We start from the raw sequence: 18,354 nt of genomic DNA on the forward strand, positions 1-18,354 counted from the left end.
GGATCTGGCCTAGACTGACTTTCGCGGGGTAAAACCGACCAGTCACATTGCCGAAAAAAAGTCGAAACTTTTGCGCGCGGCGACGGGTCATCAGAAAGACAGGGCCAAAGCGACTGGTGCAATCCTTGCAACGGCCCAATCACCCATTCTGCTTGCGCGTGTTGGGTAGCGTTTGCTCACCGATGCGTGGCGCGTTTGCGCCCGGCCACAGGACTTGGCCATGGACATCGCTTGTTCAAGACAAGAATCAGATCAACGAGACGGGAGATTCATATGATCAGTGCGGCATTGGATATTCAGGGAGAGCGTGCTCAGCAGGCGGTTGGTGAATCGAGCACCGTCAGTGTTCCCGGCAGCCGACAGATCAACGTCCCCGGCACCAAAACGCTGACTCCAGTAGCGAGCCAGAACCCCAACAAGAAAAAAGTGTTGTTTGTTACCTCGGAAATTGCCGATCTGGTCAAGACCGGCGGCCTGGGTGACGTGTCTGCCGCCCTGCCCCGCGCCATGGCTCATCTGCACGATGTGCGGGTGTTGATCCCCGGCTACCCGCAAGTGATGCACAGCGAGAACCCGATCCACATCATCGGCGAACTTGGCGGCCATGCCGCGCTACCACCGTGCAAGATCGGCCGCATGGACATGCCGGACGGTCTGGTGATCTACGTGTTGATCTGCCCCGAATTGTACGAGCGCGAAGGCTCGCCCTACGGCGCCAACAACGGCCGCGACTGGCCAGACAACCACATTCGTTTCGCCCGTTTGGGTCTGGCTGCTGCCGACATCGCCGCCAACCTTGCACAAATTCACTGGTGCCCGGATCTGGTGCATGCCCATGACTGGCCGGCCGGTCTCGCCCCGGCCTATATGCACTGGCGCGGGCAGCGCACGCCGACCCTGTTCACCATTCACAACCTCGCCTATCAAGGCGTGACCAGCCTCGGCTCCTGCCCCGAGCTGGGTATTCCCACCCATGCCCTGCAACAGGAAGGCATGGAATTCTACGGCAAGATGTCATTCCTCAAGGCCGGCATGGCGTATTCGAGCCATATCACCACGGTCAGCGCCACTTACGCGCAAGAAATCACCACCCCGGATTTCGGCTGCGGCCTCGACGGCTTTCTCGCCGCCAAGACCCAGCAAGGTTTACTTAGCGGCATCCCCAACGGCATCGACGAGAGCTGGGACGCCGCCACCGATCCGCACCTGTTCGCGCCGTTTGCCATTGGTGACTGGGAAGGTAAAGCGGTCAACGCTGCGCATGTGCGTGAATTATTTGAATTGAATGACTCAGAAGGCCCGCTGTTCGCCGTGGTGTCGCGACTGGTCTATCAAAAAGGTCTGGACCTGACGATCGCGGTATCCGAGTACATCGTAAAAAACGGTGGCCAGATCGCCATTATCGGTCGGGGCGAACCTGAAGAAGAACAAGCCATGCGCGAACTGGCCCTGCGCTTCCCAGGCCAGATCGGCGTGCGCATCGGCTTCAACGAAACCGACGCCCGACGCATGTTTGCCGGCAGCGATTTCCTGCTGATGCCTTCGCGTTACGAGCCTTGCGGTTTGAGCCAGATGTATGCCCAGCGCTTCGGCTCGCTGCCGGTCGCACGCAATACCGGCGGGTTGGCCGACACCATTGAAAACGGCGTCACCGGTTTTCTCTTCGACGAATCCACCGCTGAAAGCTATCAGGAAGCCCTGAGCCGCGCGTTCAAGGTGTTCGCCTTCCCCGAACTGCTCAATGCCATGCGTTGCCGGGCGATGGCTGCGCCGTTCAACTGGTGCAAAGCGGTCGAACCGTACGCCGAACTCTACGAACAACTGGTCGCCAAGGCGCTGGGTAAAGCTCACCACAAATAACCAGGGAGGTTCACCACGATGCCGTTACGGTCTACTGAAACCTGGCCCCACGGCGCGATCATGCTGGACGCCGAACACACGCAATTTGCGCTATGGGCGCCGGATGCGTTTTACGTGAGTGTCGAACTTGAAAGCGGCCAGTCGCTGCCGATGCTGCCTCAGGTAGACGGCTGGTTTGTGATCAAGGCCCGCTGTCCGGCGGGCACCCGCTACCGCTATAACATCGACGGCGAACTGGAGGTGCCCGACCCGGCCTCCAGGGCACAGGACGGCGACCTTGACCGCCACAGTGTGGTGGTCGATCCGCTGGCCTATCAATGGCGACACACGGCCTGGCACGGTCGGCCATGGAGCGAAGCGGTGATCTACGAGTTGCACGTCGGTGCGCTCGGGGGTTTCGCTGAAGTCGAACAACATCTGGCGCGGCTTGCAGGCTTGGGCATCACCGCCATCGAACTGATGCCGCTGGCGCAATTCCCCGGCGAACGCAATTGGGGCTACGACGGTGTTTTGCCCTACGCCCCGCAAGCCTCCTACGGCACGCCGGAACAACTCAAACACCTGATCGACAGCGCCCACGGTCATGGTCTGGCGGTGATTCTCGACGTGGTTTACAACCACTTCGGCCCCGACGGCAATTACCTGCATCGTTACGCCAAAGGCTTTTTCCGCGAAGACAAACACACTCCGTGGGGCGCGGCGATCGATTTTCGTCGCGACGAAGTGCGCGAGTTTTTCATCGAAAACGCCTTGATGTGGTTGCTCGAATACCGCTTCGACGGTTTGCGCCTGGACGCGGTGCATGCCATCGAAGACCCGGACTTCCTCACCGAGATGGCCCAGCGTATCCGCGCGCAGATCGACCCGAGCCGGCATGTCTGGCTAACTGTGGAAAACGAACTCAACCAGTCGAGCCTGCTCGAATACGACTACGACGCGCAGTGGAATGACGACGGTCATAACGCCTTGCACGTCCTGCTCACCGGCGAAACCGACGCCTATTACGCCGATTACGCCGCGCAACCCACCGAACAATTGGTGCGCTGCCTGAGTCAGGGGTTTGTCTTTCAGGGACACATCACCCGCCATGGCGAGCCGCGCGGCGAGCCTAGCGAACACCTGCCGTCCACGGCGTTTGTGCTGTTCCTGCAAAACCACGACCAGATCGGCAACCGCGCGTTCGGCGAACGCCTGCATCATCTGGCCGATCCGCGCGCCTTGCAGGCAGCGACCGTGTTGTTGCTGCTGTCGCCGATGATTCCGCTGATGTTCATGGGCGATGAGTTTGCCGCCGAGCAGCCATTCCTGTTTTTCACCAGTCACCACGGCGAACTGGCCGAGTTGGTGCGTGAGGGCCGGCGCAATGAATTTGCCGCATTCAGCGCCTTTGCCGACCCGCACAAACGTGAGCAGATTCCCGATCCGAATGGCGAAAAAACTTTCCACGCCTCACAGCCAAGGTTGATCGGCAACGGCAGCGCAAAACAGCAGGAAACCCTCGCGCTGTACCAAAAGCTCCTGCAATTTCGCCATCAATACATCATTCCCCATCTGTCCGGCACTCAGGCCCTCGGCGCCCATATGCTCGGTTACGGCGCGGTCAGCGCACGCTGGCGGCTGGGCAATGGCAGCGAGCTGCGAATTGACCTGAACCTCAGCGACACGCCAGTGGTCAACCCTCCACAGACCGAGGCCGTGTGGTTGTTTCAGCAGCCATCCACCGCCGATCTGTCGGAATCGGGCGAACTGCCCGCGTATTGCGCGCTTGTCAGCCTCACGGCCGCAACCCCTTTGCAACCTCTGGATGGAGAGCGCCTATGAGCGATGCGCAACTGGAAATTCTTGCCAGCCGAGCCGGCCTTGCCGTCGACTGGATCGACGCCAACGGCCGCCCGCAAAAAGTCGCCCCGGCGGTGCTGCGCAATGTCCTGATCGGCCTCGGCCACCCGGCCAGCACGGCGCAGGAAATCGACGCCAGCCTGTTGGAACTGCAAGCCGTTCAACAAGACCGCCACCTGCCGCCGCTGTTGACCGCCGATGTCGGGGTCGGCGTGGATCTGGCGCGGTACTTCGCGCCGGAGACGCCGTGTGAAATCCACCTTGAAGACGGCTCGCGGCTGAACCTGAAACTCGACTCTGAAGCGATACTGCCGGGACTGATCCCGGTCGGCTATCAACAGGTGCACATCAGCGATCAGTATTTCACCCTGGCCGTGGCCCCGGAGCGCTGCTTCAGCGTCGGCGATGCGGTGGATAATCCGATTCCCCGCGTCTGGGGCCTGAGTGCGCAACTGTATGCCTTGCGCCGCGCCGGCGACGGCGGTTTCGGCGATACCCAAGCACTGGAAGATCTGGTCCGCGTGGCCGGTGAGCGCGGCGCCGATGCCCTGGCGATCAGCCCGCTGCACGCCATGTTCAGCGCCGATACCGGACGCTACAGCCCTTATTCGCCATCCAGTCGGTTGTTCCTCAATTCTCTGTACGCGGCACCCGGGACCATTCTTGGTGAGCGCGCCTTGCGTGATGCGATCGACGCGGCCGGCCTGGCCGAGCAGTTCGCGCAACTGGAAGACCTGACACTGATCGACTGGCCGAGCGCCGCCGACGCCAAGCAAAAACTCTTGCAAGCGTTGTACGAAGGTTTCATCGCTGGTGACCACCCGCTGCACCCGGACTTCGCCAGTTTCCGCCACGCCGGTGGCGAAGCACTGGAAAATCACTGCCGTTTCGAAGCTATTCAGGAAATGCGCGCCGCCCGTGGCGAAAACCTCGACTGGCGGCAATGGCCAGAACACTGGCACGACCCACGCGGTGCAGCGCTCGAAGCGTTTGCCGAAGAATACGCCGAACGCATTGGCTATTTCGCTTTTTGCCAATGGCTGATCCACCGTTGCCTGGAACGTGCGCAAACCGCCGCCCGCAGCGCCGGCATGGGCATTGGCCTGATCGCCGATCTGGCGGTGGGCGCCGACGGTGCTGGCAGTCAGGCCTGGAGTTTTCAGGATGAACTGCTCGCCTCGCTGACCGTGGGCGCACCGCCGGACATTCTCAATCGCTCGGGCCAGGGTTGGGGCATTTCCGCGTTCTCCCCCGAGGGCCTGATCCGCAATGGTTTTCGCGCCTTCATCGACATGCTGCGCGCCAACTTCGCCCACGCCGGCGGCCTGCGCATTGACCATGTCATGGGCCTGCAACGCTTGTGGGTGATCCCCAACGGCGCAGTACCTGCCGATGGCGCCTATCTGTATTACCCGGTCGACGACTTGCTGCGATTACTGACCCTTGAATCCCATCGCCATCAAGCGATTGTCCTGGGTGAAGACCTCGGTACCGTGCCCGATGGCTTGCGTGAAAAACTTATCGCCCGCTCGATGCTCGGCATGCGCGTGCTGCTGTTCGAGCAGGACAACACTTACTTCAAGCCGATTCTCGACTGGCCGGACAACGCATTGGCCACCACCAGCACCCACGACCTGCCGACGCTCAACGGCTGGTGGCATGGCCGCGATATCGACTGGAATGCGCGCTTGGGGTTTGTCGATGCCAACGGTGAAATCGAATGGCGCCAGCACCGCCAGCGTGAACGCGAAGGTTTGCGCAGCGCCTTGAGTCAGGACCCGCAGAATTTTCGCGAGGAATCCCACGAGGCCGATCAAGTGGTCGATGCCGCGGTGCGTTTCCTCGGACACACCCGTGCCCCTCTGGTGCTGTTGCCGCTGGAAGATGCGCTAGGCATCAACGAACAAGCGAATCTGCCGGGCACCATCGACACCCATCCAAACTGGTCACGGCGCTTGCCCGGCACCAGTGAGGCGCTGCTCGATGGCGCGGATGCGGCGCGACGTCTGGAACTACTCGCGTGCGCGCGTCTTCAGGCTGCCGAGCGTGACCAATGAATCAAGCGCTTATCCAGCCCCTGCGCGCAACACTGCGCCTGCAATTTCATAAGGGTTTTACCCTTGAACAAGCCGTGCCACTGGTGCCGTACTTCGCCCGGCTCGGCATCAGCCATATTTATGCCTCCCCGCTGCTCGCGGCGCGGGCCGGCTCGATGCACGGCTACGACGTGGTCGACCCGACGCAGGTCAACCCGGAACTCGGCGGCGAGCCGGCGTTACGGCGCTTGGTCGGCGCCCTGCGTGAACACAACATGGGCCTGATCCTCGACATCGTCTCCAACCACATGGCCGTCGGTGGCAACGACAACCCGTGGTGGCTCGACCTGCTGGAATGGGGGCGACTGAGCCCTTACGGCGAGTTCTTCGACATTCAATGGCACTCGCCGGACCCGTTGATGGAAGGCCAATTGCTGCTACCGTTTCTTGGCAGCGATTACGGTGTGGCCTTGCAGGAAGGCACGCTGAAACTGCAGTTCAATGCGCAGACAGGCAGTTTCCATGTCGAGCATTACGACCATCACTTCCCGATCTGCCCGAACGATTACGGTGAATTGCTCAGGTCCGAGGAAACGTTGAAGGCGCTGGCCGATCGCTTCAGTTCCCTCAGCTATCAGACCGATGCCCATTCGCTGGCGATTCCGCTGAAAGAAGAATTGCGCCAGTTGGCGATTGATCCGCAGATCCTCGAAGCGATCCAGAACAACCTGAAGCATTACGATTCGAGCAGCGAAGAAGGCTTCGACAAACTGCATCAGTTGCTGGAACGCCAAAGCTATCGCCTGGCGAGCTGGCGCACGGCGGCGGATGACATCAACTGGCGGCGCTTTTTCGATATCAACCAACTCGGCGGTTTGCGCGTCGAACGTCCGGCGGTATTCGAAGCCACCCACGGCAAAATCTTCCAGTTGATCGCCGAAGGCTTGGTCGACGGTTTGCGCATCGACCACATCGACGGCCTCGCCGATCCGCGTGGTTACTGCCGCAAACTGCGCCGCCGGGTTGATCTGCTGGCACCGGGCAGGCATTTGCCGATCTACGTCGAGAAGATCCTTGGCGCCGGCGAAACCCTGCACCGCGACTGGGCGGTGGACGGCACCACCGGTTATGAATTCATGAACCAGTTGTCGCTGCTGCAACATGATCCGGATGGCGAATACGTGCTCGGTGATCTCTGGCAACGGCGCACCGAACGCCCGGCCGCATTCATCGAAGAAGCGCAACTGGCGCGTCAGCAGATCCTCAACGGTTCGCTGGCCAGTGATTGCGAAAGCGTCGCCCAGGCTCTGCTGCAGGTCGCCCGCGATGACCTGATGACACGCGATTTGACGCTGGGTGCGATCCGCCGGGTGTTGCAGGCGCTGATCGTGCATTTCCCGGTGTATCGCACGTACATCAGCGCCATGGGTCGCTCCGAGCAGGACGAGGTGTTTTTCCAGCAGGCCATGGACGGGGCCCGGCAAACGCTGAGCGAAGCCGATTGGCCGGTGCTCGACTGCGTTGCCGCTTGGCTAGGTGGCACGCCATGGCGGCGCAAACCGCGCGGGCGTTCACGCAAGATCCTCAAACATGCCTGTGTGCGTTTTCAGCAACTGACCTCACCGGCGGCGGCCAAAGCCGTTGAGGACACCGCGCTGTATCGCTCGGCGGTGCTGCTGTCACGCAATGACGTCGGCTACAACACCGAGCAGTTCAGCGCCCCGCTCAGCGACTTTCATGCGGTCAATCAGCAACGGCTGGACGAGTTCCCCGACAACTTGCTGGCCACCGCGACCCACGATCACAAACGCGGCGAAGACACCCGCGCGCGTCTGGCCGTGCTCAGTGAGCGCAGCCACTGGTACGCCGAGCAGATCGAACTGTGGCGCGCCCTCGCCCGCCCGGTGCGCGTTGACGATCAGATGCCGTCGAGCGGCGATGAGCTGATCCTCTATCAAGCGTTACTGGGCAGTTGGCCGCTGCAACTGCGCGATGACGATCAGGCCGGGTTCGCCGATTACGCCAAACGCATCTGGCAATGGCAACAGAAAGCCCTGCGTGAAGCCAAGTTGCAAAGCAGTTGGAGTGCGCCTAACGAAGCCTATGAAAACGCCGCGCAGGCATTCACCGAAAAACTCCTCACCGGTGAAGAAGGCGAGCTGCTGCGCGCCGCACTAAGCAAGACCGTCAACAGCATCGCCGCTGCCGGCGCCCTCAATGGCTTGGCGCAAACCTTGCTGCGCATGACCGTGCCGGGGGTGCCGGATTTGTATCAGGGTAATGAGTTCTGGGACTTCAGCCTGGTCGATCCGGACAATCGCCGGCCGGTGGATTATGCCGCTCGTAAACACGCCTTGCAGGAGCCATTGCCACCTGTGGAGTTGTTGGCGAACTGGCGTGACGGGCGCATCAAGCAAGCCTTGATCGCCCAGGTGTTGAACCTGCGTGCCGAGCATGCCGAGCTGTTCCGCCGTGGCAACTACCAGGCCCTGGAAGTGCTCGGCAGTCAGGCGCACAACGTGCTCGCGTTTGCCCGTGAGTACGAGGGCAAGCAGGCCATCGTGATCGTGCCGATCCGTTGCGCAAAGCTGCTGGAAAACGGTGCTGTACCTCAAGTCGATGCGCTGCGCTGGGGCGACACGCGGGTGGTTCTACCGTTCGCCGCCTCTGAAACAAACCTGAAGGGACTTTTTTCAAGCAGCGCAGTCACAAAAAACAGGGAGCTGAATATCAGCGACGCGCTGGGGGATGTCCCGGTCAATCTCTTTATCCAACACTTAACACAAGCATGAGTTCAGTTCAGGAGCATTGCGATGAGTACCGACGATAAACGCATTCGCGAATTCGCCTATCAAATCTGGGAATCGGAAGGCAAGCCTGAAGGGCACGAGGAGCGCCATTGGGAAATGGCGCGCAAACTCGCTGAAGCCGAAGCGCTGGCGCCGAAGAAACCGCCAAAAGCCGCTGGCAGCAAAGCCGCGGGCAAGACTAGTGAGACCAAGGCCCCAGCCGCCAAGCCAAAACCTGCGGCCAAAGCCAAACCGGCCAGCGCTGCAAAAGTGATTCCCCCGGGTGAAAAGCCCGCTGAGAAAAAGCCTCGGGCGCCGAAGAAGCCTTCGGCGATCTGACGCTTTAACGACGATTGAACTGAATGACCGTGTGGCGGGTTCGCTCGCCACCGAGGACGCGCTCGTCCTCAAGAAACCCACCAATCCCCTGTAGGAGTGAGCCTGCTCGCCATAGCGATCTGACATTCAGCATCGATGTCGCCTGATAGACCGCTATGGCGAGCAGGCTCACTCCTACAGGGGGATGTGTAAGCCCAGAAATTACCCGTTTTGCAGGAGCAATCATGACCCGTCCAAAGAATGCCGAACCCACCGCGCACGCCGAGCCGTCGAGAATCCGTGAAGGCCTGCCCTTCCCGCTCGGTGCGACCTGGGATGGTCTGGGGGTGAACTTTGCTCTGTTTTCCGCCAACGCCACCAAGGTCGAACTGTGCATCTTCGACGATGCCGGCGAAGTCGAACTCGAACGCATCGAACTGCCGGAATACACCGACGAGATCTACCACGGCTACCTGCCCGATGCGCACCCGGGGCTGATTTACGGCTACCGCGTTTACGGCCCTTACGACCCGGCCAACGGTCATCGTTTCAACCACAACAAACTGCTCATCGACCCGTACGCCAAGCAATTGGTCGGCGAACTGAAATGGTCGGAAGCGCTGTTCGGCTACACCATCGGCCACCCTGACGCCGACCTCAGTTTCGATGAGCGCGACAGCGCGCCGTTCGTGCCCAAGTGCAAAGTCATCGACCCGGCGCACACCTGGGGCAACGACCATCGCGTCAGCGTGCCGTGGGACAAAACCATCATTTACGAAACCCACGTGCGCGGCATCAGCATGCGTCACCCTTCGGTGCCGGAGAACGTACGCGGCACCTTCGCCGGGCTGATGGTCGACGATGTGCTCGAACATATTCGCAAGCTCGGCGTGTCCACCGTCGAGTTGCTGCCGATTCACGCCTTCGTCAATGACCAGCATCTACTGCACAAAGGCATGACCAACTACTGGGGCTACAACAGCATCGCCTTCTTCGCCCCGGACCCGCGTTATCTGGCCAGCGGCAAGATCGCCGAGTTCAAGGAGATGGTTGCGCACCTGCACGAAGCCAATCTCGAAGTGATTCTCGATGTGGTCTACAACCACACCGCCGAGGGCAACGAACAAGGTCCGACCCTGTCGATGCGCGGCATCGACAACGCCTCGTACTACCGTTTGATGCCGGACGACAAGCGCTTCTATATCAACGATTCCGGCACCGGCAACACGCTGGACCTGAGCCATCCGTGCGTGCTGCAAATGGTCACCGACTCGCTGCGTTACTGGGCCAGCGAGATGCACGTCGACGGCTTCCGTTTCGACTTGGCGACTATTCTCGGCCGCTATCACGATGGTTTCGACGAGCGTCACAGCTTCCTCGTCGCTTGCCGTCAGGACCCGGTGCTGCGTCAGGTGAAAATGATCGCCGAGCCGTGGGACTGCGGCCCCGGCGGCTATCAGGTGGGCAACTTCCCGCCGGGCTGGGTCGAATGGAACGACAAGTTCCGCGACACCGTGCGCGCGTTCTGGAAAGGTGACGACGGCCAGGTTGCCGACTTCGCCAGTCGCATGACCGCCTCCGGCGAGATGTTCAACCAGCGCGGACGGCGGCCGTACTCGTCGGTGAATTTCATCACCGCCCACGACGGCTTCACCCTCAACGACCTGGTGTCGTACAACGACAAGCACAACGAAGCCAACGACGAAAACAATCAGGACGGCAGCAACAACAACCTGTCGTGGAACCATGGCGTAGAAGGCCCGACCGACGATCCCGAAATCAATGCCCTGCGCCATCGGCAGATGCGCAATTTCTTCGCCACCCTGCTGCTCGCTCAAGGCACGCCGATGATCGTCGCCGGTGATGAATTCGCCCGTACCCAGGACGGCAACAACAACGCTTATTGCCAGGACAGCGAGATCGGTTGGGTCAACTGGGACCTGAGCGAGGACGGCAAGGCGTTGCTGAAATTCGTCAAGCGCCTGATCAAGTTGCGTCTGGCTTATCCGATCCTGCGTCGCGGCCGCTTTCTGGTTGGTGAGTACAACGAGGACATCGGCGTCAAGGACGTCACCTGGCTGGCACCCGACGCCACCGAGATGACCACCGAGCATTGGCACGATGCGCACAACCGCTGCCTGGGCATGTTGCTCGACGGCCGCGCGCAGGAAACCGGGATTCGCCGCAAGGGTGCGGATGCGACGCTGCTGCTGGTGGTCAACGCCCACCACGACATCGTTAATTTCACCTTGCCGGAAGTGCCGGAAGGCAGCTTCTGGACTTGCATGATCGACACCAATCAGCCGTCGATTCGCGGTCAGGAACGCTTCGATTTCGGCCACGAATACTCGGTCACCGGGCGCTCGCTGCTGCTGTTCGAACTGCAACGTGATGAAGAAGACTGATATGGACCTGCACCGTTATCTCGCCCGGCGTCCGGCGGATTATCCGCACACCGTAGCGCTCGGCAATTGTCTGCGGGCGCTGGTCGAGGCCGGGCTGGATCGTTTGCCGTTGCCGGGCAGTGGCCGCACGCTGGAACGTTTTCAGTGTCTGGCTGAGGTCGCTGGGCATGACCTCGGTTTGTGCAAACTGTTCGAAGGCCATACCGACGCACTGGCGATCATCGAGCAATTGGGCGGTTCGCCGACACCGGGCAGTACGTGGGGCATGTGGGCGGCGGAACCGCCGCAGGCGCGGGTCAAGGTCAGCCCGGCCGGGCACATGGTCGCGCTGCACGGGCGCAAGGCGTGGTGCTCCGGGGCCGCCGTGCTCAGCCACGCCTTGCTCACCGCGTGGGATGCCGATGACCAGCAACAACTGGTGGCCGTCGCCCTCGACCAACCGGGCGTGACCGTCACCGAGCAAGGCTGGCAAGCCGTGGGCATGGCCGCCACTGGCAGCGTGGAGGTGCTGTTCGACGGCGCCGAAGCACAGGCCATCGGCAATCCCGGCGACTATCTGCAACGACCGGGTTTCTGGCAAGGCGGGATCGGTATTGCGGCGTGCTGGTACGGCGCCGCAAGGCAAATTGCCGAAGCGTTGCGCGCACAGTGTGAGCAACGCCCGGAGCCGCACGCCCTCGCCCATCTCGGCGCGGTCGACAGTGCCTTGCAGGCGGCCGCCGATGTCCTGCGTTTCAGCGCCCTGCACATCGATGCACACCCCGAGGACAACGCCGAACTGCTCGCCCGTCGTGCCCGCGCGGTGGTCGAGCAGTCGGCGGAACAGGTGCAGCGAGAGGTCGGTCGCGCCCTCGGCGCCGGGCCGTTTTGCAAGGATCGGCACTTTGCCCGGCTCAGCGCCGACCTGCCGGTGTTCCTGCGTCAGAGTCACGCCGAACGTGATCTGGCTGCGCTCGGGAAAATGGTTGCCGGGCAATCCGCGGAGGCATGGGCGCTATGAAAACCAATCCGATTGTCGGTCAGGGTACGAGCCTGCATCAATGGCAGGCTTCGCGGCATCTGGCGGAACTGGACAGCATCGACATCCTCAGTCTGGTGCCACCCGGCGCACGGGCGGTGATTATCGCGCCGCACCCGGACGACGAAGTGCTGGGTTGTGGCGGTTTGCTGCAATTGCTCGCGGCTGCTGGACGGCCTCTGCAGCTGATTTCAGTCACCGACGGCAGCGCCAGTCACCCCGGTTCCAGTCGTTGGCCGGTCGAACGTCTGAGCGTGGTGCGCCCGCAGGAGTCTGCCGAAGCGTTACGCCGCCTCGGTTTGCCGATGCATCGCGTGAAGTGGCTGCGCGGTGGCTTCAGCGACACCCAGGTGGCCGCTCAGGAAGCAGAGTTGGTCAATTTCATCGAGCGTCATCTGCGCCCCGATGACGTGCTGTTCACCACGTGGAGTGAAGACGGTCATTGCGACCACGAAGCCGTCGGCCGCGCCAGTGCCGAAGCTGCCCGCCGCGTCGGTGCTAGTTGCCATGAATTGCCGGTGTGGACCTGGCACTGGGCAACCCCGGAAGACGCCTTTGTCCCGTGGCAACGCGCACGCAAGATTCTCCTGACGCCGGCGCAAGTTGCGCGCAAGCGCCACGCGGTACATGCCTTCGCCAGTCAACTGGAGGGCGATCCTGACGCCGGACTCGGTCCGGTGCTCGCGCCGTATGTGCTCGATCGCCTCCTACAGCCCTTCGAAGTGGTGTTTCTATGAGTGTCGAAGATCGCTACTTCGATGGCCTGTTTGCCGGCAATGACGACCCGTGGGCGTTCCGTGAGCGCTGGTACGAGCAGCGCAAACGCGCGATCACTCTCGCTGCCCTGCCGCGTCCGCACTACCGGGCAATCTTCGAACCGGGCTGCGCCAACGGCGAGTTGAGCGCCGAACTGGCCAGCCGCTGTGATCGCCTGCTGTGCTGCGACACCGCCAGTGCGGCGGTGACCTTGGCGCGCACGCGTTTGAGTCTGTTCGATCATGCCGAAGTGCGGCAAAACCGTCTTCCCGGCGACTGGCCGGAGGAAAAATTCGACCTGATCGTATTTAGCGAGATCGGCTACTACCTCGATGGCGAAGATCTGACAGAAGTGATCCGTCGGGCCAGTGATTGCCTGACTGCCGACGGCCAGTTCCTCGCCTGTCACTGGCGTCCGCCCATCGATGGCTGCCCGCTGAACGCGCGGCAGGTTCATGACCTGATCCACGAAAAATTGCATCTGCCGCGAGTGGCGCTGCATCAGGAAGCGGATTTTATCCTTGAGGTGTGGAGCCGCGAGCCGCGCTCGGTGGCGGCACTGGAGGGATTGCGATGATCGGCATTCTGATCCCGGCGCACAACGAGGAAGACTTGCTCGACGAATGCCTGAACGCGGCCATGCGCGCTAGCCGCCACGGTTTGCTGGCGGGCGAAAAGGTTGAAGTGTTGGTGGTACTCGACAGCTGCACCGACCGCTCGGCGCAGATTGTCAGCCGCTATCCGGTGCTGAGCCTGCACATCGATGCACGCAATGTCGGCCAGGCCCGGGCGGCCGGCGCACAGCTGTTGCTGGAACGCGGCGCTCGCTGGATCTCCTGCTCGGACGCCGACAGTCGGGTCGCCGACGACTGGCTGGTCGCCCAGCTGGGCTTGGGGGCCGACGCGGTATGCGGTACCGTCACCGTCGAACGCTGGCACGAGTCGTTCGATGCCGCGGCGCAAATCCGCTATCACCGGCATTACCGGGCCTGTGATGGCCATCGGCACATTCACGGCGCGAATCTGGGCATCAGCGCCGACGCCTATCGCTGGGCCGGAGGCTTTAAACCGTTGGCCTGCGATGAAGATGTGCAGTTGGTACGGGAGCTGGAACGGGACGGTGCCAACATCGCCTGGAGTCATCGCCCGCAAGTGCTCACCAGCGCGCGGTTCGACAGCCGTGCTCGTGGTGGCTTTGGTGACTATCTGCGAAATCTGGCACAGATGGAGCAAAAAAAAGCGGATCAGATTGATCTGTGACGCGACGGATCTGGCTTCATGAGCAATACTCTGCTGCGCGGCAATCCAGGGTTCGGAGCGTCGCACGGCATTCAACCAGCCTTCACGGGTCGGTGGCGTCTGGCAATCACTGCCACGCACACGACTGAGGGCGAGACAACACAAGGACGTCAGACCATGAAAACGTTATCCCTCAGCGACAGCAGCCTGCCGGCGCAAATATGGAACAGCGCCGCACAACTGGACAACATTCCCGTCATCAATACTCGCAGCCTGGTGCCCGATGGTGCCCGCGCCGTGGTCATCGCGCCGCATCCCGGCGATGAAGTGGTCACCTGCGGCGGACTGCTGCAATTACTGTCCAGCCTCGGTCATCCGCTGCAACTGCTCTCGATCACTGACGGCAGTGCCAGCCACCCCGGCTCGCGGCAGTGGTCGGAAAAACGCCTGAGCGTATTTCGCCCACAGGAAAGCGTCGAAGCCCTGCGCCGCCTCGGCCTGCCAATGCACAGCCTGAAATGGGTGCGTGGCGGCTTCACCGATAACGCCCTGTGCGACCAGCAGGCGCAAGTGACCGAGTTCATCGGCCGCTACCTGCGCCCCGGCGACGTGGTGTTCAGCACCTGGCGCGGCGATGGCAACGACGACCACGAAGCGGTGGGCCGGGCCAGTGCGCAAGCGGCTGAACAGGCCGGTGCGATCTTCCATGATGTACCGGTCTGGGCCTGGCACTGGCCCGAACGCGACCAGCAACTGATCCCTTGGGAGCGCGCGCGCAAACTGCGCCTCGACACCTGGACCGTCGCGCGCAAGAGCCACGCCACCCACGCCTACGCCAGCCAGCTCAACGGCGAACCGGCGATCGGCATTGCGCCGATGCTGCCGCCGGTGATCCTGGAGCGGATGCGCTTGCCGTATGAAATCGTGTTTGTCTGAACTCAACGAGTTCAGGGAGTACATCTCGCACTACCTATGGGCTTGTTGATGAAAGCGCCAGAACCTTCAGCGTGAAGGTCGACTGACATCCTGCTGGCGCGGGTGCATTTTCTCGCAATTCACCGCCAGAAATTCGTGCCACCCCTCTTAAGCCGTTCGTCGATTTTCAGTGCGCACCTGTCAGATCTGACAGGTGCGCTAACCCATCAATACAGGTTCAATCACTCCATCACCCGACCGGAGTGCATTGCCGTGTTTGTCAACGACCCCAAGCCTGAATCCACCTCGACTCGCACTGAGTTTGTCCGCACCGGTCGTCATCAAAAAGCGCCTGAATGCTCTTCAAGAGGACTTGCCTGATGCCTTCTCACAAGCGTTTCCGCTTCCCTCCCCTGACGGGAGGCAACAACCCACTGACGGTGCTGCGTCCCCTGCTGATTCCGGGGATGGTCGAGCCGGTGCAAGATGGCGATGGCGGGATCAACATCCAGATCGCCACCGATGACCCCGACGGCGTGCTGTGCGTCATCAATCCTTATCTGCCTACCATGAGCGAGGGTGACAAACTCGAGATTTATTGCAACGGCACGAGAGTGCGCGAACGATTCGTGGAGGCCGACGAAGTCAACCAGCGGGTGTTCTTTTATCTGCCGACGCCTGTCGAGTCGGGGTGGCTTGAAAACTGCCACTATGTGCTGACACGCAAAGGCGAGACCGAAGCCGATCCGCCCTCGGTGGCCTTGCGGATATGGGTCAAGCTATACAAGCCGGGTAACTTTGACAGGCATCCGAATGACGAGGACGGCCATTCAGAACTGAACATCGTGCAACTGCCACCCGAACTGGTCGAACAAGGCGTGATAGACGCCGAATGGGCCAAAAAAGGGGTACTGGCCACCATCCCTCATTATGTGTATTGCACACGCAACGACAAGGTGCGTTTACAGCTGGGCGAATACCTGATTCCTGCGCACCGCATCACGCCGGAGCAAGCCGAAGGCCAGCAGCCGATCGAAATCCTGATTGATCAGGACGCCATTCTCGGCGCCGGCGACGGTCTCAGACTGGTAGTCAAATACGACATCATTGACGAAGTCGGGAATTGGGCCGACCGCCACTCTCAACGCACCTACATCGACGTGGACGCGGGCGGCTGGCGACTGGAGGCACCGATCATCAGGGAAGCCCTCAACGGCGTGATTACTATCAGGGATTTGAACAAGCAGCCGGTGACGATTCAGATCCATGTCAGCAGCCAGTACTTCGGCGTGGGCGACAGCGTGAAAATGACCTTTATCGGCACGCCGCCGTATAACGCGGAACCGCTCATCTGCAGCGAAACCCGCGACATCGATAACGTCCCTTCAGTGCTGGAAATCGAAGTGCCCTATGAGTTGATCAGGGCTATCGCCCAAGGGCGCGCCGATGCGTCTTATATTCTCTACAAAAAGGACGGGGGCGACCCGATCTCTTCCCGGCGCGCTCTTGCCGGGGTAGAAGGCGACGTCAACATGCTCCCCGAGCCGAGCATCCGCGAACTGCTCGGCGATACCCTCGAACCGGACCAGCCTTACGCCACGGTCGACGTGCGCTACGCGATGAAAAATGGCGACCTGATCTGCCTGAGATGGAACGGCATCAAGTCCAACGGCGACGCCTATCTGCATGAGGTTTCCCATATAGTCAGCGACAACGAAGCCAAGGAAGGCCTGGTCACGTTCGACATCAACGCCGAGCACATCAGTGTGCTTGATAACGGCACGCTCGACCTTTCTTACGTGGTCGCGAACGATGCACCTGGCCTCCTCGCCATCAGAGAGTCCGAGCGGTTGCTGGCCAAGGTCGGGAAGATCCGCGCGACACTGCCGGCCCCCGAAGTGGAAGAGGCCGATCCGCCGGGGGATGTGCTGGATCCGTCCAAGGTGTTCGAGAGAGTGCATGTGTGGATCAGCGAGGCGAAGCCCCTGAAGGGGGATGTTCTTACTTATTACTGGCGCAGTCCCAACCCATTCGCCAGCACCAGTGACTGGCTGCCCATTACCACCGTGACCGAAGGTCAACCTGTGCGTTTTCCGGTGGACGTAAAATTCGTGACGGCCAACATCGGAAATAGCGTTAGGGTGCTCTATACATTGTGGCGGACCGCCACGCAGCGGAATGAATACTCTGCTGCATTAGATTTACGGGTGGCTGGGTGGATATCGCCCACCCTCACCGACATCACCGACTCCAAAGGCACAATCGCGCCCGGCGGGATTACCTTTGATACCAGCGTCACCGTCACCGGCACGGCCAGTCAAGACCAGACCGTGCAGCTCTACGACGGCAACACCGCGCTGACACCGGACGTGCCGGTCGACGCCGATGGCAACTGGAGCAGATTGATCAGCGGACTGAGTCCAGTCGCGCACCCTATCAAGGCCAAAGCACTCTACGGTGCACAACCGGAGTCGGCGGTGCGCAGCTTTACCGTCGCGCAAACCGTGACCCCCGCTATCAGCAACATCACCGACTCCAAAGGCACAATCGCGCCCGGCGGGATTACTTTTGATACCAGCGTCACCGTCACCGGCACGGCCAGTCAAGGCCAGACCGTGCAGCTCTACGACGGCAACACGGCGCTGACGCCAGTCGTGCCAGTCGATGCCAATGGCGGCTGGAGCAGAGTGATCAGTGGACTAAGCCCGGTCGCGCACCCTATCAAGGCCAAAGCACTCTACGGTGCCCAACCGGAGTCGGCAGTGCGCAGCTTTACCGTCGCGCAAACCGTGACCCCCGCCATCAGCAACATCACCGACTCCAAAGGCACAATCGCGCCCGGCGGAATTACCTTTGATACCAGCGTCACCGTCACCGGCACGGCCAGTCAAGGCCAGACCGTGCAGCTCTATGACGGCAACACGGCGCTAACGCCAGTCGTGCCAGTCGATGCCAATGGCGGCTGGAGCAGAGTGATCAGTGGACTAAGCCCGGTCGCTCACCCTATCAAGGCCAAAGCACTCTACGGTGTACAACCGGAGTCGGCGGTGCGCAGCTTTACCGTCGCGCAAACCGTGACCCCCGCCATCAGCAACATCACCGACTCCAAAGGCACAATCGCGCCCGGCGGGATTACCTTTGATACCAGCGTCACCGTCACCGGCACGGCCAGTCCACGT

12 protein-coding genes are annotated in these 18,354 nt (G+C 61.3%); all 12 read left to right on the plus strand.

The window, feature by feature from the left end:
* The first annotated feature begins 273 nt into the window (after positions 1-273).
* The gene (gene glgA / locus ACM6IN_RS29165) at positions 274-1,860 is read left to right on the plus strand and encodes a glycogen synthase GlgA (protein ID WP_007918141.1); all 1,587 of its coding nucleotides are present in this window, start codon (positions 274-276) and stop codon (positions 1,858-1,860) included.
* A gap of 18 nt (positions 1,861-1,878) precedes the next feature.
* Positions 1,879-3,681, plus strand: coding sequence for a malto-oligosyltrehalose trehalohydrolase (treZ, locus tag ACM6IN_RS29170; RefSeq protein ID WP_414917214.1), 1,803 nt, complete (start codon positions 1,879-1,881; stop codon positions 3,679-3,681).
* Positions 3,678-5,756 (plus strand): 4-alpha-glucanotransferase, encoded by a 2,079-nt coding sequence (malQ, locus tag ACM6IN_RS29175; protein WP_414917215.1) that lies wholly within the window; start codon positions 3,678-3,680, stop codon positions 5,754-5,756. Before treZ ends, malQ begins: the two co-directional genes overlap by 4 nt.
* Positions 5,753-8,527: a malto-oligosyltrehalose synthase gene (locus ACM6IN_RS29180; protein WP_414917216.1), complete on the plus strand. Its 2,775-nt coding sequence runs from the start codon at positions 5,753-5,755 to the stop codon at positions 8,525-8,527. The genes malQ and ACM6IN_RS29180 overlap by 4 nt, the downstream gene beginning before the upstream one ends.
* 21 nt (positions 8,528-8,548) lie before the next feature.
* Complete coding sequence (locus tag ACM6IN_RS29185) at positions 8,549-8,863, plus strand: DUF2934 domain-containing protein (protein ID WP_095112077.1); 315 nt, start codon at positions 8,549-8,551, stop codon at positions 8,861-8,863.
* 224 nt (positions 8,864-9,087) lie between these two features.
* On the plus strand, positions 9,088-11,247 hold the full coding sequence (gene glgX, locus ACM6IN_RS29190; RefSeq protein ID WP_007918157.1) for a glycogen debranching protein GlgX: 2,160 nt from the start codon (positions 9,088-9,090) through the stop codon (positions 11,245-11,247).
* A gap of 1 nt (position 11,248) precedes the next feature.
* Complete coding sequence (locus ACM6IN_RS29195; protein ID WP_007918164.1) at positions 11,249-12,247, plus strand: acyl-CoA dehydrogenase family protein; 999 nt, start codon at positions 11,249-11,251, stop codon at positions 12,245-12,247.
* Complete coding sequence (locus ACM6IN_RS29200) at positions 12,244-13,002, plus strand: PIG-L deacetylase family protein (protein WP_007918166.1); 759 nt, start codon at positions 12,244-12,246, stop codon at positions 13,000-13,002. Before ACM6IN_RS29195 ends, ACM6IN_RS29200 begins: the two co-directional genes overlap by 4 nt.
* Positions 12,999-13,598, plus strand: a complete 600-nt coding sequence (locus tag ACM6IN_RS29205; protein ID WP_095112075.1) for an SAM-dependent methyltransferase — start codon at positions 12,999-13,001, stop codon at positions 13,596-13,598. Before ACM6IN_RS29200 ends, ACM6IN_RS29205 begins: the two co-directional genes overlap by 4 nt.
* Positions 13,595-14,281 carry a glycosyltransferase gene (locus ACM6IN_RS29210; RefSeq protein ID WP_414917217.1) on the plus strand — a complete coding sequence of 229 codons (687 nt, stop codon included), beginning with the start codon at positions 13,595-13,597 and terminating at the stop codon, positions 14,279-14,281. The genes ACM6IN_RS29205 and ACM6IN_RS29210 overlap by 4 nt, the downstream gene beginning before the upstream one ends.
* A gap of 156 nt (positions 14,282-14,437) precedes the next feature.
* Positions 14,438-15,196 carry a PIG-L deacetylase family protein gene (locus tag ACM6IN_RS29215; protein WP_007918172.1) on the plus strand — a complete coding sequence of 253 codons (759 nt, stop codon included), beginning with the start codon at positions 14,438-14,440 and terminating at the stop codon, positions 15,194-15,196.
* Positions 15,197-15,555: 359 nt separating this feature from the next.
* A partial coding sequence (locus tag ACM6IN_RS29220) for a hypothetical protein (protein WP_414917218.1) occupies positions 15,556-18,354 on the plus strand: 2,799 nt, incomplete at its 3' end.

This window comes from Pseudomonas sp. IT-P395, from assembly GCF_949767675.1.
Taxonomy (GTDB): domain Bacteria; phylum Pseudomonadota; class Gammaproteobacteria; order Pseudomonadales; family Pseudomonadaceae; genus Aquipseudomonas.